Raw genomic sequence first — 20666 nt, forward strand, 5'->3', positions numbered from 1 at the left:
CGTGTCGCCGCCGATGCCACGCTTGGTTTTGAAATGCTTTTGGCCTTGCGTTGCGCCTTGTCATCCCAGTGATTGTCAGCAGCATTCTGCTGGGTGGCGCGTCCGCAAACTGCGAGAAATCGACCACGGGGATGAACGGCGGGTAGTTGCGATCCTCGGTGGATCGTAGGAGCGATCCACCGAGGACTTGCCGGCGGGATGAACGGTTTTGGTGGATCGTTCTTCACAAGCAGCAGGCGATCCACCAGCCCCTCGTCTTCGTGACCCTCGCCCCGCCATAGCGGCGCTCGGACTGCGCCAGCGCAAATCTCATTCAGCGGAAGTACGTTCCTTGCGCCACGTCCATGTTCATGGCGGCCGAGGCGCACGGCGCCGCCAATGGTAGACGGCTTGACGGCGAAAGGTGTGGAAAGCCATGTTCGAGCGAAACCTGTGCAGCAGTGATGTGTCGTAGAGCTGCGCAGCAGCTCCCCAGCCAAGCCGGTTTCGTCAGCAATTTCAGGGTAAGCGGAGCGACCTGGCTGGCGACGCAGTGCTGATCGCACCGGTCTCCGGGCAAATTCCCTGCAAACAGGGAATTTTGCAGGGAATTTACGATTCTGAGGCATCGGACGGCATCCGTCCAGCCCGAAACCCCCGCGCCTGCAGGCACTTGCCGCGGAATTCCTTACGCAAAATAACAGGGAATATACATTGGGTATCAGGGAATCTCTTTGTGCTAGCAGGGAAACTAGATCCCTGAGACTCTCCGCCAGCTGCTGATTTTCCGCTTGCTTGAGGTCACGTCAGGTAAGCATCCGCGGGCTGGGATGCGACGGAACCCTCAAGATCAACCTGCATAGCTAATAAGCCGCTCACCGTTTTTCAGCATCCCGCTGAGCGCCCGCGTCAGCTGTGCCGGTGCTCTTCGCGGATACGACCGCTTTGCCTCCGAAAGCCGACATCCTTTGGTTCGGCGTCATGGTCCGCTATGGGCCGATTTTGTTGTAAAAGTCGAAAATCGAACAGCCTTAAAAATCTCGCGAAAGTTGATCTCCAGGCCTCTCGGTTGCTGCATCGGTCTTCACTGCCATTGCGGAGATCCGAGATCGATTTGGGATCAGTCGATATGGTCCCTCACGTCGCGGCGCGCAAAACGCATCAGCGGTTCTAAGAATTTCTGTTCGTCACCCAAAAAGACTTTTGCAACAATATCGGCCAATAACCGAAATCGCAGAGGATGGAACCATTTTTGCTTTCACCACGTGTAGCGCAGCGTGCCCGAGCCCGCGTAGGTCTGCGCGGTGGAGGCGAACTCGCCGTCGAACTTGACCAGCACCGACCAGTTCGGCGTGAAGAACAGCTGCGCGCTGGCGCTGGTGAGCGCCGAGTCGTGCGGAATCGGCGCCCCGAACACGGTGAAGCTCGCACCTGGCAGCGACTGGAACGACGCATTGAGCGCCGGATTGCTGACCCAGTCATGCGCCCACGCCACGCGCCCGCGCAAGATGAGCGGCATGGCGCGGATCGTTGTGAGATCGTCGAATCGGCCGCCCAGTTCACTGCGCGTATCGGTGCCGTTCATCGCCGCGTAAGTCAGTCCGAAGCCGCCACCGCTCAGATCGGTCTCGCTGTAGCTCGGCGTGCGGAAATTCTGCGCCTGGAGCGCCGCATAGGGCGTGATGCCGATGGCGTTGGAGGCGGCCGGGACCACAAAGCGATAGCCGCCCTCGAGCCGCGCCGCGTAGCTTTGGCCTTGGAATTTCGCGGTCAGCTGATCGCCCAAAGCGGTACGATCGGTGGAGAACCAGTTGTTGGCAAAGGCGAGCGAACCGGCGAGGTAGACCGGACCCTGATGGGTCACGCCGTAGATGCCGGCAAGAAACGCATCGCTGCGCCCACTGCCGAGCCCTTGCGCCAGGTTCCAGCTGGTGCCGCCGCCGGCGAGCGCGAAGCCCAAAACCGTGCCGGGCGAGAAGTGATAGTCCATGCCGGCCGCATAGCCGAATGTATTCGTCCTTACGTCGTTTGAGCCGATGATCGGATCGCCTTTGGCTGTCGAGCCGCCGCCGAAGGCCGAAGCCCACGCCGTCCAGCGTTGATCGAAGATTGGAACGGGCTTGGGCGGCGCCTTGAACACCGCACCATAGGCGAGCGCGATCTCCGGCGGCAGCCCGGCCTGCTGCTCGGGCGCAAAACCGATGGCGCTCAGCTCGCGGCACTGCATGGAATCGCAGGAGACGGGCACATGCGGGTCAAGCATCAGGTTCATGAACCCGTTCATCAGCTCGAAGGAGCTGCGCTCGGCCCCGGTTGCGTTCTCGCCGCTGAGTTGCGTCAGCGCGTTGGTGAGATTGGTCCCGGTGAGATTGAACAGATTGACGAACTCGGGCGGCAGCGCGCCGCCGGAATTGAAGAAGTTGTCGATCGCATGGCCGACGTTGAGCTGGTTGACGGTGAAGAACGGCGGCGGTTGCTCCGGGAGTGTTGGTCCCCCCGGTATTTCCGGTATTTCCCCCGGCGGTAGCGGGGGCTCGGGCTGTTCGGGCACCAGCTCGGCCATGATGTGGAGTAATGCGCTGTTGGCGGTATAGTGCAGGCTCGCAGCGAAGTCGGCCGGCAGTCCGAAAGTGGCGAGAGCGTTGAACGTGCCGGAGACGCCGCCGGCGGCCGTCAGAATAGTATAGCTGTGGTTGACGTAACTCCCCGAGGCGAAATCCGCCACTACGGTGCCGGCGAGCGCGGCGGTGCCGGTCACATTGGTGGTCGAGGCCGTCGAGGGATTGAGTTGCACGACGTAGAACGCGCCGGACTGGAACGCGAGACTGCCGGCGACGGTCAAGCTGCTGCCGGCCACGCCCACGGGACCGGGAACGAGAAAGCCGCCGGTGTTGATGACGGTGTTGCCCACGGTGCCGCTGCCGTGAAGCGCGCCGCCTGAGTTCACAGTGATCAAACTCGATGATGCGAGTGAGCCATCCACGACCAGCGCCGCGCCGTTTTCGACGGTCCAGGGCGATGTCTGCCCGAAGGTGTTGGACACCGTCCAGGTGCCGCCGATGACGTTGAAAGTCCCGAAGCCGCGATACTGCTGGGCGGCGCCAATCGTGCTCAGGTCAAAGCTGCCATTGCCGGTGCCGCCGAGTTGAAACGTATCTGCGCCGGTGCCGAGCACGTTGCCATGGATGATGCTGGTCGGCGCCAGCGTGAGCGTATTGCCAGTGCCGCCAAACTCGATGGCAGTCCCCCTAAAGCCGGTGATGGTTCCGGAATTGAATATACTGACGCCGCTCGAAGCGAAGATAGCCACGTCGCCCGAAATTGTACCGTTGTTATTGATTCCGCCGGAGAAAGCCCCGGAAATTGAAATGCCTTCGCGCAGGCCTCCTTCTTCACTCGAAATCAGGCCCGCATTGGTGATGCCGCCCGAAACGGTTCCGCCGAGACTAATGACCGGGCCGTTTTCGGACAATATCCCGGTGCTGGACAATATCCCGGTGCTGCTGTTGAAGATGCCACCCGACAGGGTCGACCCGACGCCTATTTGAATACCCCCAGCCGTGCCACTGTTCGTGAAACCAGCGGTAACGGTGCTCTTGTCCGTGACCTGAACAATCGAGTCCATGGTACCGGAATTGCCGATAAATCCCCCAAGTATCGTCGAACTCAGGAGGATAGAAGGACCGCGCGGTCCAGTATCGCGACTGAGCGTGCCTTCGTTGGTGATATTTCCGGTGATGGAAAGGCCAGTGGCGGCGATGCACTGAATCGTGGTTCCGGCTGGGTTGTCGAAACCGGTTGGCCCAGCGGCATTACATGGAAATTGGGCGTGGGCAGGATTTCCGCTGCCGCCGATCATGAGCGCTGCCACGGAAGTTGAGGACAATAGCGATAGAAATCGAGCCCAGGGCATCATCAACGGCGCCACATTTCCCGCACTGAGCGGGCGCGATATCGATGGATAGATGGCGACGGCGGCCGACTTTTTCATGGCCAACAACAGGTTTGAATGCCCAGTTCACTCGCTTCTCGAATATTTTTGGCTCCCGTGACAAAAATACTACTTATGGGTGAGTGATAACGGTCAGCCCTGCTTGAGGCCCAGGCGGAAGCGTCAGTGCCCGATCCTCGTCCCGCAGCGACCTGAACAACAGCTGATTGCGGGATCGAGAGCACGGATCGGCGGACACGCTGAAAAGCTGTCGTCCAACGGGGGGTACACCGGGCGGCAGGCGAAAATTGAAGTCCCTCTTGATGACACAGTGACGCGGCGGCACCTTGCCTCCAACCTTGGAAACAGACCCTCCAGAGCCGCCAACGTCGGCTGTCGCTTTCCACCAGCCCTATGGACAGGTATTGTCGCGGGTGTTCAACCGCCTCAGGGTTTCTCGAGGTAGCGGTGAAGGTCGTGCCGCGCATCCTTGAGCGGGGTCAAGGATGAGGACATTCGGCGTCGCGCCGAGCGACGGTGTTGCGGCCGATTCTGCTATCAAGATTCCTCCGTTAGCAGTTACTTAGGTCATGCTGAGATGATGACGGCAGCGCGCGAGGACTACAAGAGACTTCTTAGACAGCGCCTTGGCGGGCTTCAACCCTATCCTTCGGACCATTTCTCCGGGACCGGCATCTTGATTTGTGCCGGAGGACCAAGCTTTTTTACCAACGCTTACGTCCTGGTGCATCTGCTTCGCCTCACCCATGGCTGCACGCTGCCCATTGAAGTCTGGCACTTCGGCCGAGGCGAAATGTCAGGTCGCATGAAGCTTTTGCTTCATGACCTCGGCGCCGACACAGTCGATGCCGAAGCGGCTCTCGCCGTGCATCCGGCCCGCATAGAGAACGGCTGGCAGCTGAAGGCGTATGCGCTGATGTGGTGTCGCTTCGAGCACGTTCTGATGCTCGATGCCGACCAGGTTCCGCTTCGCGACCCGGCCGAACTCTTTGAATGGGATGATTATCGCCAAACCGGTGCGGTTCTATGGCCCGATAGCGGGGATGTCCTGGAAACAAATCCGATCTGGGACGCCTGCGAGCTGAAATCCCGCACTTGCCCTGCCATCGAATCCGGACAGATCTTGATTCACAAGGCCCGACATTGGCGTGGGTTGCAAATGGCCCTCCATCTCAATGAGCACTCGGCATATTACTATCAGCTGTTGTACGGTGACAAAGACACGTTCCTGCTGGGACTGCTAATAACGGATTCGGCCTACGCGCTCGTTCCCCACCGACCCTTCAGCGACGGGCCGTTCTGCCTGTTTCAGAGGAACATGGCCGGCGAGGTCCTGTTTCAGCATCGCAACGGTGCCAAATGGCGCTACGCGGATCCCCAGGTAAAGCTGCCGAAAGCTGAACTCGAAGAGGAGTGTTTGGCCGCGCTGACGACCTTGCGCGCGCAATGGAACGGTCTGGTCTTTACGCCGCCGCTGCGTAGCCTCCGCGCACGCGAAGCCGAAACTGGCCTTGCCGCAGTCCGCTTTTTTCATTTGCGAGGGCCCGGCGAAGAACCCGCGCGCCTTGAGTTGCTGCCGGAGTCCGAAATTGGCGAAGGGCGCGCCGCTGCGAGGATGAATTGGCACTGCGAGGAAACCGGCAGTGCAATCGAACTCGTGATCAGCGATGCCTTTTGTCCCGCCTGGCGGCTCCGTCGGGGAACGAACGGATGGGGTGGTCGGGCTGCGAAAGGGGGCGGGGAAGTCTATTTGACGGAAGAGAGCGCATCCTTGGCACCGGCGACTGAACATGTTCGATCGCTCACCGAGGAGATCTTGTCCGCCGCCGGTTTTCCTAACCCGGTCTGGATGAGGCGGCGTGCCGAAATTTCGGCCGCGCTCGGCCTGATCGCGGCGCTCGAGCCGGGCATCGCGGATGCGCTCGCCGTGATATCCGGGCGCTGCGGGCCTGCGGAGAAACAGGTGCTCGATGCAATGGCAAGCGAATTGCGGCGCGAACCTCGAAACGATGATTTCAGTGCGGACCGCGCCAACTGGCCGATGGCGGGCCGCTACACCGCAGCCGCCGATCTAGACAATTGATACGCATGGCCAGACCACGGGTGCTGTTTGTCGCTCCAACGCTTCCGGCTGTCACCGGCAACGGGCTCGCCATGCGCATGGGCGTCTTTGCCGAGGCGCTTGCCAGGTGGGCGGACGTCGATCTTGCGGTGGTGCCGGTGGCCGGAGGCTGCGTCGAAATTACGCCGTTCCTGCAATCTCTTGATTTGCGGCTGTCGCCCGTCTCCTGGGATCGGCGGCCGGACACCCGCTATGCGCTGCTGTCACGGATCGCGGATCCCGCTGCACGCCTGCAAGCCTTCAAGGCCTACGGCAAGCCGACCCTCGCCAACGCGTTGACGGCCCGCGTCGCTGAAAACATCGGCCAGCTTGCCGGCGACGGGCGCTACGATCTCGTCCATATCGGCCGCAGTTACATGTTGCCGCTTGCTCGCTTCCTGCCGGAAAAAACACCGATGACGCTCGACCTCGATGAAGATGATCGGGCGTCCTTTGCCAGCCGCGCGGTGTTGGCCCGACGCAGCGGAAATTGTTTTCTTGCGGACTGGCTCGACCAGGAAGGACACGCCTGCGACGGGATGATTACCGCAATGGCCAGCAGATTGCGGCGCGCGTTCACGGCGAGTATCCGGGAGTGCGAAAATCTGGCAAGGCGCCATCCGGGAGTAAGGTTCGAAACCGTTGCGAATGCGGTGCAGATTCCGCGCCATGCGCCCCGTATCGAAGCAGGCCGCAGCATTCTCTTTGTTGGTTCGTTGGGCTATGAGCCGAACGCCGACAGCATCCTGTGGTTTGCCAGAACGATCATGCCGCAGCTCAGGACAAGATTCGGCCGTTGTCGGTTGACGATCGCCGGGGCAAACCCACCGTCGGCTGTCCGCGCATTGGATCGGCATCCGGACATTCGCGTCCTTGGCTTTGTCGACGATCTCGCCGAAGTCTATCGAAGGGCCAGTCTGCTGGTTGCGCCGATGCAGGCGGGTGGCGGCACCCGCATCAAGGTTCTCGAGGCGGCAGCTTTTGGCGTAGCCACGGTTGCAAGCCCCCAGGCGGCGGACGGACTGTTTACGCCGCGGCAGCCCTGGGGATGGATCTGCCGGCGTCCTTCGGACTTCGTGGCGGCCTGCGCCGATGCGCTTTCGGATCCCCGCGAGCGTGACCGGCGGGGAAAGCTCGGTTACCGTTCCGTCACCCGGCAATATTCGCGCGATGCTGTCGTCTCGCGACTTGCAACCTTGTTGCAAGAATGCTGCGGGTGAAAAGTCTTGGAGGAGCGCATTGCATGGCTGGAGAGGACGATCGCTACCGCAAGATCGGGGGATTCGATCAGGACGAAGTCGTGGACGGCTATATCATCTATAGCCAGGCCAAGGACCGCGTCCATTTTCTCAACCCGACCGCCGCCATTGTGCTGGAACTGTGTACCGGCGTCCTGACCGCGCTCGAAATCGCGGAAGTCGTCCAACGGACGTTCAGCCTGCCGCAAACGCCTATCGGTCCGGTGCGAGATTGTCTTGCTACGCTTCTCTCTGAAGGTTTGATCGAAACGTGCGGGACATCGTAGTCCGAACCCTCAGGCGCGAATTTCGGATCGCTGCGCAACCCGAAGCATCGCTTTTGCGGTATGTTGAGGCTCGTCCCGTGATCGATGGCGCTGCCGCAGCGCCGCAGATCGTGAACATCGAACGCCATCAGGAATTTTTCAAAGCGCGATTGCCCTTTGGACGCAGCCTGGAAGGTACTCTTCGCTACGTCACCGAGCACCTCGATTACTTTGTCGAGTCCTGCGCCCGCGCTGATGAATCTGATGCGGTCAGCCTGCCTGCTGCGCTGCTGGTGTCGCCCGATGGCCAACGCGTCCTGTTCGCCGGCGGACGAAAATCCGGCAAAACGACGCTTGCCCTGGGGCTGCTGTCGGCGGGATGGACGTTCGAGGGGGACGCCCGGGTCTTTATCGGGTTCGACGGAGTTGCCGCTCATCCGCGGACCCTGCGGGTCCCGCAGTCGCTGGTGTGGCGCCACCCTTCTTTCGCGGATTTCCTCGACGGGGCGCCGTCGCTGGTCGTCGATGGTCAAGAAACGACTTTTGCAGTCGATCCGAGACGATGGGGACACGAATGGAGCATTGCCGCGGGTAAACTCGACGCGATCTTCTTTCTTGAAAATGCCGATTCGCAGCTTTCCGCGATACGCCGTACCAGTTCAGACGAAACCTTTGGTCGCGCCCTGCAACTTTTCTCTTCGGCCTTGCCCCTCACGGCGCGACACGTTTCGCTGCTCCGCTCCATTGTCGCCACTCCCCTTCTGCTTCATCTGGAGTTGGGAGCGCTTGACGGCGCCGTCCATCGGATCGTCGAGACCCTCCAGGCCATCAGGTTGAGTACCTCAGATTGACCCTTGTGAACGCAATGTTATGATGGACTTATCGCTCGGTTACGGTTTGCGGAGATGCCTATGTCCAAGACCGTCGTTTCCAGGCAGTTAGACGGCACGATAGCGGACGTTGATTCATCCGTCATGAAGACGGTCCAGCGTCTCGGCAAAATCTCGCGATATGAACCGCCAAAGGTCGTGTCTTTTCCAATCGACGGCATGCGGGTGGCCGAGCCGGTGTCTCATGCCGGCAATAGCTATTGATACGTTTCGTCGGTGGTTCGAATAGGTAGGTCGGATGATATCTGTCGCCGCGGCCATGATCGTCCGCGACGAGGAACGGTTTCTTCCGGGCAGTCTTTCTTCACTGCAGGGAAAAGTCGACGATGTCGTCATCGTTGACACCGGTTCAGTCGACGGCACGCTGTCCATCGCCAGGACGTTCGGCGCGCGCATTTTCCATTTCGAATGGAATGACAATTTCGCGGCTGCGCGTAATCGGGGGCTCGAGGAAGTTACCGCCGACTGGGTACTTTACATCGATGCCGACGAGCGCTTGCACACGCCCTGCGACCGGCCCGTCGCCGAATTTCTCGATCCCGACGCGATCGCGGCATTCGTGCGGTTCAGGCCGAAGCTCAACTACACCAGCTACCGGGAGCCGAGGCTTTTCCGCCGCGACACCCGCTTGAGATTTTCCGGCAGGATCCATGAGTCCATTCTGCCGGCGATTGATCTTATCTCTGAACACGACAGCCTTGCGATAACGCGGACGGCGGTCGGCCTCGACCATCTGGGTTACGAAGGCGATCAATCCCACAAGGCCGCACGCAACATTCCTCTTCTTCGGCAGGCTGTCGAGACCGATCCGAACCGGGTTTACTATTGGTATGATTTGGCCGAATCTCTGGCGGCCATCGGCCGGGTCGATGAAGCCATCGCGGTCGCGTTCCAGGGCTTGCAGGCCGCACGCCAATATCCTTCCGAAAAGCAGCGGACCAATGCCAGCATGATTTTCCAATTCCTCGCCCGCACTTATCTGGGGCGCGGGCAGGACCCATCGGCATTGATCAAAGAAGGGCTCGAGGCGGTTCCGGACGACCACGCGCTTTGGTTCATCGCGGCGCGCGACAGGCTCGATGCGGGTGAATTCGAAGCGGCGCGGCAAATTGCGGAAGATTTGCTCTCTGTTGATAGCGACGCGCTGTTCGACGGACTTTTGGCATTCGATCAGCGCATCTTCGAGGAGTTTGCCCATGATCTCGCCGGCGTTGCCGCCTTTCGGCTTGGTCTGTTCGCCGAGGCTTCGAAACATTTCTTGAGCGCTGCCGCTGCCGCGCCGGACAACGCCTCATATCGCATCAAGGCGCGCGCAGCGTTCGCGCAACAACGGCGACTGAAAGCCTGAGATTAGCGCCATGGCAGCCGTTCCGGAGAGAAATCTCGTTCTGGTTCACAGCAATCGATGGCAGTCTCGCGCCGACTTCGAAATGATCAAGAATCACGTCGAGGCCCTCGCGCCGGATATTGCCGTGTTCATTGCATCGAACGATATTCCTTCCTCGATAACGCGCAAGCGCGCGGCGTCGCGTCCGACCCTGATATTCTCGCCGATCCGGCTTTTGAGTTTCAAGCCAGCCCGCGGCAAACTGTATGCGGGCACACCGATGTCCAAGATCGACGAAATGCGGCGGCTGGCCGCGGCTGGACTGCCGATTCCGCCTTTCGACGTCATCACTCCAAACTCACGGTTGTCTCCCGACGAATACGGCCCCTTTGTCCTGGTGAAGCCATCATACGCATTCGCATCCTTCGGGCAGGGCATGGAATTGCGCCGAACCTCAACCCTGCGCTATCGAGCTTCGGCCGATTATCCGGAATGGCACCCGGGGCGGCAGGCGCCGATGTTTGCGCAGAAGTTCATTGATTGCGGGTACCCGATGTCCTGCCGTGTGCTAACGATCTTCGGCGAGCCGATATTCACCTATTGCCGCCAGTCGACTAAACCGCTCAACCTGGACCCGACGAAGGATCTCTTTGAGCAACACGAATACCTTCCGGCGCCGCCTAATCGCATTACCTTCACCACGCGCGAGCCGGACTTGCTTAAGCTCGCCGCGGATGCCTATCGTGCAATGCCTGAGGTCGCGCTGCAGGCCTGCGACATCTTGCGTGAAACGGACACCGGACGGCTCTATTTGCTCGAGGTAAACCCTGGCGGCGGCACATGGATGTTTTCGAGCGAAAGCTCCGCCAATTACAAGCAGTCACTGGGGATAAGCGATCTGACCGTGGAGTTCGATGCATTTCGAACGATCGCGCGCGTTCTCATCGATCGCGCACGCGCTGAGGCTCAGTAGATGAAAAGATGTTCTGACCATTGCAGCGACCAGTGAAATATTTACAAACGTTGTCATCCGCGCCCGCGACAGCCTTTAACCCAAAGCAGAATGCGGGCGTACAGCATACCGCAGAGCACAGGAAGTATGGCGATTCTATTGAATGCGGTCGCCGCTACGGGCGGGCCGCGGCCATTGCGGCGCTAGCCTGACGAACGTCCGCCCGCACCTGACGCGACGCGAATATGGGGCACTTGCAACATCAATCTTGTTCATCGGAATCCGCTCTCGCTATACGGTCAGCTGCCTCCAAACGGCAAGCGGCTGAATTGCCGCCCACCCTATCACGCCACCGTCACCGAGAGCAGCGTGGTACCCCACAGCAAATCTAGCCAGCCGACTTCCGCAACGGGCCGATATTGTTGCAAAAGTCTTTTTGGGGTGATGAAGGAAAAATATTGGAGCCGCTGATGCGTTTTACGCGTAGCGATGTGAGGGACCGTGCCGCTTCATCCGAAATCGATCACGGAGCTTCGTAGTGGCTTTGAAAGGCGATGCAGCAGCGGAGAAGCCCAAAAATCGACTTTCGCGAGATTTTTGGGGTCGTTCAATTTTCGACTTTTGCAACAATATCGGTCAAAATCGGAAGTCGCAGCTGGCTCAAGTCATTTCCGGTTCACCCCCGACAACGGACCCCCGTCACGGCGGCCGGCATGTCTGAAAAGCCAGCATAAGACATTCGCCCCTCCTCTCATCGCCCTCGCGCGACGACAGCTTTGGCCGGCAATAGCGGTCATTCGTATGGACGCGGTCTACGTGACGAGCGCCTATTCGGTCGACATTGGTTTCCCGACAATGATGCTCATGGAACACAGGGTTGGAATGACCTCTGCCAATTCGAACCCGCCGTCCTTCAGAAGGTCGAGGAACTCTTGACGCGTCCGTTCCAAAGCCGCGTATTGCAACATCATATTCAAGTCGGAGAATTTGCTGTCCGGGCTTTTATTTAGTGAATCAACGACCCGTTCGATTACGATGAGAAGCGCCTTGGATGACATAGCTCGACGCAGGTGCGCAAGATTTCAATTGCTTTGCCATCGTCACAATCATGCAGGATGGCTTTCATGAGATAAGCATCGCCGTTCTGGGGAATACCTTCAAAGAAACTTCCGGCAACGAGCTGGCAGCGCAGCGCCAATTCAGTGGGTATTTGTTCAGCAGACGCGATGACGTGCGGCTGGTCAAACAACACGCCATGAACGGAAGAGCAAGCACGCAAAATCTCTTTCAGTAAAAGGCCTTGGCCGCCGCCAATATCCACGACGCGGCCAGACCAGCTGAAATCATCGGCCTCAAGCACTGCCTGACTTTCAGTGCGCGAATTGCCTGTCATTGCGTCGTTGAAAACAGCATGTTCTTCGGGGTACTGCTTGCGATAGTTCCAGGCATCCTTGCCATGGGTGTACTCGGATGCACTCTCTCCTGATTTGATACAGTGGAGCAGATTAACCCAGGACTTCCACTGGCCGGGTGTTCCTATCCATCGTGCGTAGTTGCGCCGCGATCCCGGCGCATCGCTCGTCAGGCAGGCACCCAATGGAGTGAGCGAGAATTCTTTGCGGTTTGTTTCGTGAAATACACCGACCGCAGCCAGGGCCCGGAGCAATCGATAGAGTAACGCTGGATGGGCCCCACACATTCGCGCCACAACATCAAAGGGCTTCGACCCATCCTTCAGTTGATCCGCAACACCAAGTGTGGCCGCAACATGGAGCGCCTGAGACACCTGGTACCAATTGATCATTTTAGCTGAGCTGACGGGTCGGGTGCAGTCATTGGCGCCTCCAGCATCAATGTTCGAAATCACTGCGCGGCAACCCAGTGACGGTAGCGTACATAAGAAATGTCAGGAATGGGAAAGAGATGACCACTAGCATTTCCGTCCACGGCAGCAATGGGTCAGGAGCGCTGTTTGAGAGGCCGGTCGGTCACGTCCGGTCTGCCCCAACATGCGGACCATATCACAGTAGGCCTACACTTCGCTTTCGGTCATTTCCGCACTCATGCAACTCGGCGACGTCGGCGGCTATTCGATCACATCGTCGGCACGGGCGAGCACGGTCGGCGGAATCGTGACGCCAAGTGCCCTCGCGGTCTTCAAGTTGACAACCATTACGTATTTGGACGCTTGCTCCACTGGCAAGTCAGCCGGTTTGGTGCCTTTGAAAATTTTGTCGATATCGATCGTGGCGCGTCGATATAGATCATCTAAATCCGCGCAGACCACCCGCGTACACGTTTGCTCTATTTGCAAAGATCGGCGGCAGTCGGCGCCTCATTTGAAATTCAGCCAAGAGTGCGCCCTGCGCGCTGTATAGTGGCGACGATAGACGAGGATACCACTGGCCTGTTCTCGCGACATTGCCGCGAATGCTTTCTGGATTTCAGACCCGCTGCCACTTCGCCCTTTGTTGACGACGGGATCGACGCCATTCCGAAAGGCGTACCTGCGCTCGCTGATCGACGTCATCGAGGGTGGACGACAGCCAGATCCGGATTAAGGCAGCAAGGATGTGCTGGAAAAGGCGGTTCTGGCCAGCCGGTCGGGTGCCGAACCGATTCGCAGATGAGTACCAAGTGGCGCGCCGTTCAGAACAAAACTACGAACTCTTATATCATTGAAATTATTATATAATTTCTACGGCTATTTGGAGCCGGATCGTGCTGATGTCCGCTTTGCGGCGGATTGTGTTGCAAAACTCTGGTTGAGGCGACTCGCGAACCGAGATTCCGTTGGTTTGAGACGGCATTTGCGGGAGCAGCGGATGTTAGGGCGGCAGGAGAGCGGTCAGGGCCAGTTCCTCTTAGATGGCGGCGACGCTCCTCGATTTACGACGACTCTGGAGGAAGTGGATACACGCACTTTTCGGGCAGCGTGGGCGGGAGCGTTTTTATCTATGATCATACTGCCGGCGCTCATGTCTCTGGCGCGGCGACCAATTTCTACCATCACGGAACGAAGGCTGACGACGCCCAATGGCGTTGTCGAACCCATCCATCCCAAAGCCATGCCCGTGATCCTTTACACGGATTGGTAAGATCCCTTACGGCCATCGGCCGCGCATACAGCGTGCATAGGCATTGTCAAAGAGCGTGGACCGTTGAACGGCGCGGGACCTATGGGCGGCCAACGTACTCACGCCGGCGCGACGTCCCCCGATTCTGAAATTCGACCTCGCCCATGGCGTCGAATAGCGAAGAGAGTAATCCTCGGCGTAGGCATGGCAATTTTCCGATGACTTGGGCGAAGGAGGCTGAGATCACCGGCACCGATGATCCAAGCGTTGCTAAACCAGCCGCGACGACCAACTTTCGTAACCCCGCCAATAAATCGTCGTATTTCATTTTTCGCTCTCTTCAAGCCAGCCAGCCCACTATTGCTTCTCGATATCATTTTGGACAGCGCTCCGGATCGAAAACAGTGACGCCAGGAGCGCTCCGTTACGAGCACCGGGCTACCTCATTCTCCATCGTGACCGACACGGGTCCGCCTAGCTTCCTCTTTGCACAAGCGAAAGCGATGGCGGAAACCGTGATTCCGATGGTTCGTCTCTCCGCGGTTGAACGGTGCCCCTTATTCCATGCCGGAGCACATGTTGGCGTCGATGACGGTCTGACGCTACGCTTCGTGTATTCATACAGTATGCGCATGGTTCAAGCCGTCGAAGGTGACCCTGATCGCGGTCGCCCGGAAGTTGCTGGTGATCGCTAACGCCGACCGCGTCGCTGGTTCGCCGCTTACCGCACTCCCGACCGCAACAGCTCAAGTTCAATCTCCCGGTAGCATCGGTCATAGACCGCCTTGCTGTGATGTCGTTCATCGTCCTTCCACTTCCCCCACGACGAGCGGCGGTAGCGGGCAGTCGAGTGTATCGCAAATAGCGCGCAGCAGTTCCGCTTCGCGGACGGTGACCTGCTGGTTCGACAGGATACAGGCCGTGCAGGCGACAACGATCCGGCGCTTGATGGCCGGGACCGATTGATTAAGCATTTGCAGCGCCGCGTCGAACTCAGGGAGGAAGCATTTCTCGCGGGGCGGCAAGCGGTGCGTATGATCGGCGCCGATGTAACCGCGCATGCCGGTATCGAAAGCCTGGGCGGCTTGGTCGGGTTCCGCGTGGCCTTCCCAGGCCAATAGCGCCAACACCGTCGCCGCTGGTTGCGCCAGTTTTTGCGGCGAGCTGTGCATCGGACGCGTCTGACGCTGCGGCAGGAACTGGGCGTCGAGATGGCGATGCAGCACACAGCGAAGCGTATACTCGAACAGGCTCAGCCGCTGGTCGGCGATCATGAGCACCTCGACCTGCGCGCGGAAAGCCCGGTGCTGGCGGGGCGACATCTGCCGCAGCGCTGGCAGGGCCAGGTCCAGAAGCGGCAGCCGGTGCGTGTCCGGCAGGGCCTGAACAGGGGCGACCAGCCGCAAGGTTTCGGCAAAGTCCTGCGGCTCAGCGCCGGCCTTCAGCCGGGTCAGCTGGAGGTCCCGAAGGTCCGCCCGCGGATCCAGGAGAAGGGCGTAGACGAGGGCGCGAGCACTGAACGGCTCCTGGGCCCCGACCCGAAGCACGTCGGGCATGTCGTCGTGCAGCGCCTGAGCGCAGCTAATTGCTTCCGGATCGACGTGGCCGATCCGGGACGCCGCTTCGTCGGCGAACCCTAAGACCGGTAACGGCACCTGCGGCAGCCCCGGTAACCTCGGCATCCCGGCGAACGGCGGGACGCGATCGGGGCGGCGGCCTTCGAGTTCTTCCTGGTCGACACTGACGGGCCGCACCTCTGGGAACTGGCCGTTGAACTGGGGATCGAACCGGCGGATGCGCTTGACCAGGGGCGGGTGGGTGGCCAGCAGTCCGGCGAGCCCTTCGCCGGCGAAGGCGTTGGCGAAAAACATGTGACCGGCCTCGGCGGCCTGGGGGTTGTCGATGCGCGACCCCTCGGCCAGCCCGCCGATCTTCTTGAGCGCTCCGCCAATGCCGTCGGGGTTGCGCGTGAACTGCACGGCGCTAGCATCGGCCAAGTACTCGCGTTGCCGAGACACCGCTGCCATGATCAGCCGACCGAAGAACGCTCCTACCAGGCCCAGCACAAACACGCCCAGGCCCAGCAGCATTAGGCCGCCACGGGAATTATTTCCTCCCGACGAGCGTCCGCCGGACGTGAACATGAGGATGCGGCCCATGATGGACAACGCCATGATCCCGAAGATCAGGCCGATCAGCCGGATGTTGAGCCGCATGTCGCCGTTGAGGATGTGGCTGAACTCGTGGGCCACCACCCCCTGCAGCTCGTCGCGAGTCAAATAGTTGAGGCAGCCTTGGGAGACGGCGACCACGGCATCGCCCGGGGCGTAGCCGGCCGCGAAGGCATTGATGCCGGGCTCCTCCAGAACATAGATGGGGGGTACCGGCACTCCCGCAGCGAGGGCCATTTCCTCGACGACATTAAGCAGCCGCTTCTGCCGCGCGTCGGTGGTCGTGCCGGGGATCTCCTTACCCCCCATCATCAAGGCGACGGCCTGGCCGCCGGAAGCGAGCTGGGCCACCTTGAACGCGCTGGCACCGCCGACCACAAGGCCCACCCCTGGCGCCGCGAACAGGAGCAACTCCGGCTGCCACCAGGACACCGGCTCGCCGGCATTATGCATGCTGAGAGCCAGCAACAGCCCGTAGACGAGGGCGATCAGAATCAGGATCGCCAGGACGAAATAGACCACCAGCTGGAAGGTCTTGCGTCGGGCCGAATCCTGCTGCTGAAAGAAGTTGGTGGCCATGGTCAGAGGCGGCTTTGGGAGCATGGGAATCCACAAAGTGGTGACGGCGGGTTACTAGAACGACACCTTGGGCGCTGCGCGCTCGGTCTCTGCGGTTTCGAGCAGTGCCGCCTCCTTGAAGCCGAACATGCCGGCCACCGTGTTGGCCGGAAAGACCTCGCGCCGGATGTTGTAGGTGGCGGCGGCGTCGTTGAACGCTTGCCGGGCGAAGCCGATCTTGTTCTCGGTCGAGGTCAACTCCTCTTGCAGGGCAAGCATGTTCTGGTTGGCCTTGAGGTCCGGGTACGCCTCGGACAGGGCAAAGAGCCGGCCCAGGGTGCCGCCCAGCTGGGTCTCGGCCTGATTAAGCTCCTTCATGGCCGCCGGGTCGCTGGGGTCGGCGGCGACTTTCTGCTCGGCCGCCATCGCACTTTTGCGGGCCTTGATGACGGCGTCGAGCGTCTCCCTCTCATGGCTCATGTAGCCCTTGACGGCTTCGACCAGGTTCGGAATCAGGTCGTAGCGGCGTTTGAGCTGCACGTCGATCTGGGCGAAGGCGTTCTTGAAGCGGTTGCGGGCGACCACCAGACCATTGTAGATGCCCATGAGCCAGAGCGCGAGCAGCAGCCCGACGCCCAGGAGCACGAGCAGGGTGATGATGACCGGACTCATTGGCTGATCTCCCTCTTCGAGCGAGACAGGTTGAAGAACGTCAGTGGAGGCTAATAGAGCCCTAGGGCCGCCACCCCCAACGCCAGATTGATGCCGAATAGACCAACGACCGACAACGGTTGCAGTGAGATCGTGCGGCTGGATCTTCTTACAAGTACGTTAGCGTCGAGTCCGATACCGAGCGATGCGTTCACGCTGCGCCCTCGAAGGTTCCCCGAAAAGCGCCTGGACCGATATGGCTCGTGGGCGGAAAGACGCTCCAGAATAACAACCGACATCCAAAACAAGGCGAGTAATCCTGCCCGCTAGGGATACAGCTGTCCTGTATTTGCGCGGAAGACACAATTCATCCCCTGTCGTGAGCCAATCAGCAATCCAACTCTCGGCCCAGTCTCGCAAGTAAGTCCACCCACGCGAACCGGCTGCCTTTGCGCATATGCCGGCGTAGCGAAGACGAGCGCGAGCTGTGCATATCGCCAACGAAGGAAGGCCTTTTAGCATCAATCTCTCCAGCGCGTCAGTCGCGGCACACAATCTTCTGTCGGTACCGTGTCGGAATCTGTTCGATCGCAATTCATGTAGCGGATCGAAGTAGTCATGAATGTAGCGTCTTGCCTAAGTCGTTCCATCGGGCAAAACCCTCAGCAAGAGCATGGGCGTTTCACAGACGTGGACAGCGCCTACCATCGCAAGGCACATGCTGAAGATAAGCATCGCTAACACGCTCTTTGCATAGGCTGCATGCCCGACATGGCGCTTTGTGTAGGGTCGTTTTCACGCTTAAGGTTCATACTTAACGTGCTTAACGACCAACCAAAACGGGTTGAGGCGCGCAATGCGCGAACCGGCAGAATACAGAGCCGCCAACGGCGTGGCCTTGGTCGCGGAAGACGAGGAACTGCCGCCCGGTAAAGCGAGAGAGACGTTGCTGTTGCGGGAAATGAAGATCTAGGTGAGTTAAGGTCATGGAGCGATTGACCTGAGCCCTGAACTTCCTCCAAAAATGGGTAGAATCCGTCACCTTTGAGGGAGACGGAGATGAAGCAGTCGAGGTTCACGGAAGAGCGGATCATTGCGGTGCTACGGGAACACGAGGCAGGATCGAAGACCGGTGATGTTTGCCGCAAGCACGGGATCTCAAGCGCGACGTTCTACAAGTGGAAGGCTAAGTACGGCGGGCTCGATGTGTCGGAAGCTCGTCGGTTGAAGATCCTGACCGACGAGAATGCGAAGCTGAAGAAGCTGTTGGCCGAGGCGATGCTCGACAACGCCATGCTGAAGGATCTCAACTCAAAAAAATGGTGACGCTCGTCGCAAGGCGGCAGACTGTGGCTCACCTTTGTTCGAGTTTTGAGGTCAGTCAGCGGCGGGCGTGCGAAGTGATTGGGGCTGATCGGTCCTCCGTGCGTTATCTCAGCCTTCGGCCGGACGACGCGATGGCAGCGGTGACGATGGGCTTTTGGATCGAAGTTAGCCTCGACGACAAAGGGAGAGCAGCCGTAAGATCATCGACTGATCGGAAGGTGTAAGATGCCGGCGAGTGAAGGCTGCATGTTCCATCGAGCGAGCGTCGCAATCGGTCAGCGAGTGTTGCTCGTTTTCGGTCCGCGTTATCTGGATGTTCTGTTCGTTCAGGGGACTCTATCTCCTCGCGTAACGTCGCAATCCTGTCGTTCTAACTATTTTGATTTAACAAGCCCCGAAAATCCAGCGACCGCCAGAAGGCTCAAAGCCCATCCGATGACCGAAAGAAAATAATAGTAATTGAGAGTGAGAAGTCCCATGGGTTTCGAGGGATCTGGCCTCCAATATTGTTTCTGCCCGATCTCCATGACTGGCAAAAGCGCATCCAGCGAATACATCCAAGGATTAAATTCGGGATAGCTGGCAGCTTCAGGTTGGCTGAGGAAGCAGGATAGCTGAGTCTGCCCGCTTGATGCACGACCAGCCAACACCTGTCCGGCAGAGGGCATGTAGCGACGTTCCGTTTGCTGAACCGCGCACATCGTCCATTCTAGAGAGCGAAGAACTATTGCGCTATTGGGCTTGAGAGCGCTGTTCTGCTCCGCAATACTAAACACGACGACTCCGACACCCCAGAACAGGATCAACCAGAGCAGGGCGAGCAGAGGCTGACGCCCATAGCCCAAGGTCACGGCAAGGGTACCGTCGCTTATCGCCAACGCTGCACGCAACAACGGATTTTTCGCCCGCGCTCGCCGCGCTCGCCGCTGGAGCCGCTCCTTCACAATAAGGACCGCGCGAGCCTCCTCGTCATGGCCCATCTCTCGAAGTACCGTCGAAAGCTGCTCGTAAGGTTGTGGCCAGAAGTCCTGTTGCCACCGCTCCGGCAGCTGGCGGGCTAGCCAACCAAGCCTGCTCGTCGCATCGATAGGTCCACCAATGAGTGCGCCGTATCGGCAACGATTGAGCAGCAAATCGCCCCTTGACGGCCAACATGCCTCCTCGTCGTAGATTGCGCCGATTGCCGCTGCCGTCAGATCAAGCGTACCCAAAACTGAAGCACCCTGCCGCAGAAAGAAAGCACCATCGACCCTGGCGCGATTGAGTCTCAGCGCATACCCCTCAGGCTCCGCAAGGATCGCCGACGTACAGTCGATGTCGCCCCCGAAATGCGCGCCGAAAAGACGGATCTCACCTGTAACCGTTGCACCTCGGAAGGCGAGGTCGCCCCGCGCCCCGATACCCCCGCCATTCAGGGCGACCCCGCCGGGCCGCTCGATCCGTGCACCAGCCCCGTTGACATCGCCACCAAGGCGTACTCCTGACAGATCAATACCTCCATGCACTTCGGCGCCGCGTAATAGGATGCCGCCCCGGGCCTCTAATCCGTTGGCATCGAGGGCAACGCCATCAGGGGACATGATCTTCGCGCCATCAGCCTCGATGTTGCCGCCTACGCGCCCACCACGAAGCCGGATCTCGCCGGTCACGGTCGCACCGCAAATGGAAAGTCCGCCGCGTGCTTCCAAACGATCGGTCTGCAGACCGGGCAATGCCGATCCATCTAGAAATAAATTATCGATAACGGCAGAGCGCAGTACCGGAGAGGCGTCAAAGAGGCAGTCGGTAAGCGTGATGTCGCGCGGGATTCGACAACCCTCAAGGTCGAGTGTGCCAACTATCTGGGCTCCGCTGATCCTCAGTCCCTTCTCGTGCAAGCGTAAATCGCTGCCGCTGCCAATGATAAGAAGACGCAGAAGTTCCGCCCGGACGATTCGCCCGGGGTCGTTCCCCTCGGGGCACAGACCGTTGCCGATTCTGATGAAGTCCCCCGACCCGAGTTCCGCAATGATCTTTTTCTCGGCGGCGTGGAGCGGTTCGAAATCGGCGAAGCGAACGGCGGCACCGACGGATGCAGTTTTCGAGGGGTTCATGCGACCGGCGTCCGCTGAGCCCCGACTTCGTATTGCGTCTGCGATCGGTGGATGTTCTGTCCAGAAATGGTTCTGGTAATAAAAG

At 59.6% G+C, this 20666-nt stretch carries 14 protein-coding genes and 3 pseudogenes; 10 read left to right on the forward strand and 7 right to left on the reverse strand.

What is annotated here, in order from left to right; all coding sequences use genetic code 11:
• Positions 1 to 1237 precede the first annotated feature (1237 nt).
• The gene (locus ACPPVR_RS31825) at positions 1238 to 3289 is read right to left on the reverse strand and encodes an autotransporter outer membrane beta-barrel domain-containing protein (protein WP_426610489.1); all 2052 of its coding nucleotides are present in this window, start codon (positions 3287 to 3289) and stop codon (positions 1238 to 1240) included.
• On the opposite strand from ACPPVR_RS31825, the gene ACPPVR_RS31830 reads away from it, so the two are divergent.
• The 8 genes from ACPPVR_RS31830 to ACPPVR_RS31865 all read left to right on the forward strand — a co-directional run bounded on the left by ACPPVR_RS31830 (position 3252) and on the right by ACPPVR_RS31865 (position 10726).
• Positions 3252 to 3527 carry a hypothetical protein gene (locus ACPPVR_RS31830; protein WP_426610490.1) on the forward strand — a complete coding sequence of 92 codons (276 nt, stop codon included), beginning with the start codon at positions 3252 to 3254 and terminating at the stop codon, positions 3525 to 3527. The genes ACPPVR_RS31825 and ACPPVR_RS31830 overlap by 38 nt on opposite strands.
• 981 nt (positions 3528 to 4508) lie before the next feature.
• A complete protein-coding gene (locus tag ACPPVR_RS31835; protein ID WP_426610491.1) occupies positions 4509 to 6014 on the forward strand; it encodes a hypothetical protein in 1506 nt (501 codons plus the stop codon).
• 71 nt (positions 6015 to 6085) lie between these two features.
• The gene (locus ACPPVR_RS31840; protein WP_426610492.1) at positions 6086 to 7252 is read left to right on the forward strand and encodes a glycosyltransferase; all 1167 of its coding nucleotides are present in this window, start codon (positions 6086 to 6088) and stop codon (positions 7250 to 7252) included.
• 23 nt (positions 7253 to 7275) lie between these two features.
• Positions 7276 to 7557: a PqqD family protein gene (locus ACPPVR_RS31845; protein ID WP_426610493.1), complete on the forward strand. Its 282-nt coding sequence runs from the start codon at positions 7276 to 7278 to the stop codon at positions 7555 to 7557.
• A gap of 77 nt (positions 7558 to 7634) precedes the next feature.
• Positions 7635 to 8387 carry a hypothetical protein gene (locus ACPPVR_RS31850; protein ID WP_426610494.1) on the forward strand — a complete coding sequence of 251 codons (753 nt, stop codon included), beginning with the start codon at positions 7635 to 7637 and terminating at the stop codon, positions 8385 to 8387.
• A 60-nt stretch (positions 8388 to 8447) separates the two neighbouring features.
• The gene (locus ACPPVR_RS31855; RefSeq protein WP_426610495.1) at positions 8448 to 8630 is read left to right on the forward strand and encodes a hypothetical protein; all 183 of its coding nucleotides are present in this window, start codon (positions 8448 to 8450) and stop codon (positions 8628 to 8630) included.
• 34 nt (positions 8631 to 8664) lie between these two features.
• Complete coding sequence (locus tag ACPPVR_RS31860) at positions 8665 to 9774, forward strand: tetratricopeptide repeat-containing glycosyltransferase family 2 protein (protein WP_426610496.1); 1110 nt, start codon at positions 8665 to 8667, stop codon at positions 9772 to 9774.
• Positions 9775 to 9784: 10 nt separating this feature from the next.
• Positions 9785 to 10726 carry a hypothetical protein gene (locus ACPPVR_RS31865; RefSeq protein WP_426610497.1) on the forward strand — a complete coding sequence of 314 codons (942 nt, stop codon included), beginning with the start codon at positions 9785 to 9787 and terminating at the stop codon, positions 10724 to 10726.
• Between the two features lie 806 nt (positions 10727 to 11532).
• Here the strand turns inward: ACPPVR_RS31865 and ACPPVR_RS31870 are convergent.
• Positions 11533 to 12509, reverse strand: a pseudogene (locus ACPPVR_RS31870) (methyltransferase).
• A gap of 282 nt (positions 12510 to 12791) precedes the next feature.
• Positions 12792 to 12992: an ABC transporter substrate binding protein gene (locus ACPPVR_RS31875; protein WP_426610498.1), complete on the reverse strand. Its 201-nt coding sequence runs from the start codon at positions 12990 to 12992 to the stop codon at positions 12792 to 12794.
• 954 nt (positions 12993 to 13946) lie between these two features.
• Here ACPPVR_RS31875 and ACPPVR_RS31880 point away from each other — a divergent pair.
• Positions 13947 to 14477, forward strand: coding sequence for a hypothetical protein (locus ACPPVR_RS31880; RefSeq protein WP_426610499.1), 531 nt, complete (start codon positions 13947 to 13949; stop codon positions 14475 to 14477).
• Positions 14478 to 14582: 105 nt separating this feature from the next.
• On the opposite strand, the gene ACPPVR_RS31885 is transcribed toward ACPPVR_RS31880, so the two are convergent.
• From ACPPVR_RS31885 to ACPPVR_RS31895, 3 genes and pseudogenes are all read right to left on the reverse strand, one after another.
• Complete coding sequence (locus tag ACPPVR_RS31885; protein WP_426610500.1) at positions 14583 to 16532, reverse strand: M48 family metallopeptidase; 1950 nt, start codon at positions 16530 to 16532, stop codon at positions 14583 to 14585.
• A gap of 54 nt (positions 16533 to 16586) precedes the next feature.
• Positions 16587 to 17183 (reverse strand): LemA family protein, encoded by a 597-nt coding sequence (locus tag ACPPVR_RS31890; RefSeq protein ID WP_426610501.1) that lies wholly within the window; start codon positions 17181 to 17183, stop codon positions 16587 to 16589.
• Positions 17184 to 17233: 50 nt separating this feature from the next.
• Positions 17234 to 17596: pseudogene (locus ACPPVR_RS31895) on the reverse strand (DUF992 domain-containing protein).
• A gap of 625 nt (positions 17597 to 18221) precedes the next feature.
• On the opposite strand from ACPPVR_RS31895, the pseudogene ACPPVR_RS31900 reads away from it, so the two are divergent.
• Positions 18222 to 18619 (forward strand): annotated as a pseudogene (locus ACPPVR_RS31900) (transposase); the annotation flags it as partial.
• Between the two features lie 243 nt (positions 18620 to 18862).
• Here ACPPVR_RS31900 and ACPPVR_RS31905 read toward each other — a convergent pair.
• Entirely contained in the window at positions 18863 to 20581 is a 1719-nt protein-coding gene (locus tag ACPPVR_RS31905) for a hypothetical protein (RefSeq protein ID WP_426610502.1), read from the reverse strand.
• Between the last annotated feature and the right edge of the window lie 85 nt (positions 20582 to 20666).

The sequence above is a fragment of the Bradyrhizobium sp. McL0616 genome (assembly GCF_049993385.1).
Lineage (GTDB): Bacteria > Pseudomonadota > Alphaproteobacteria > Rhizobiales > Xanthobacteraceae > Bradyrhizobium.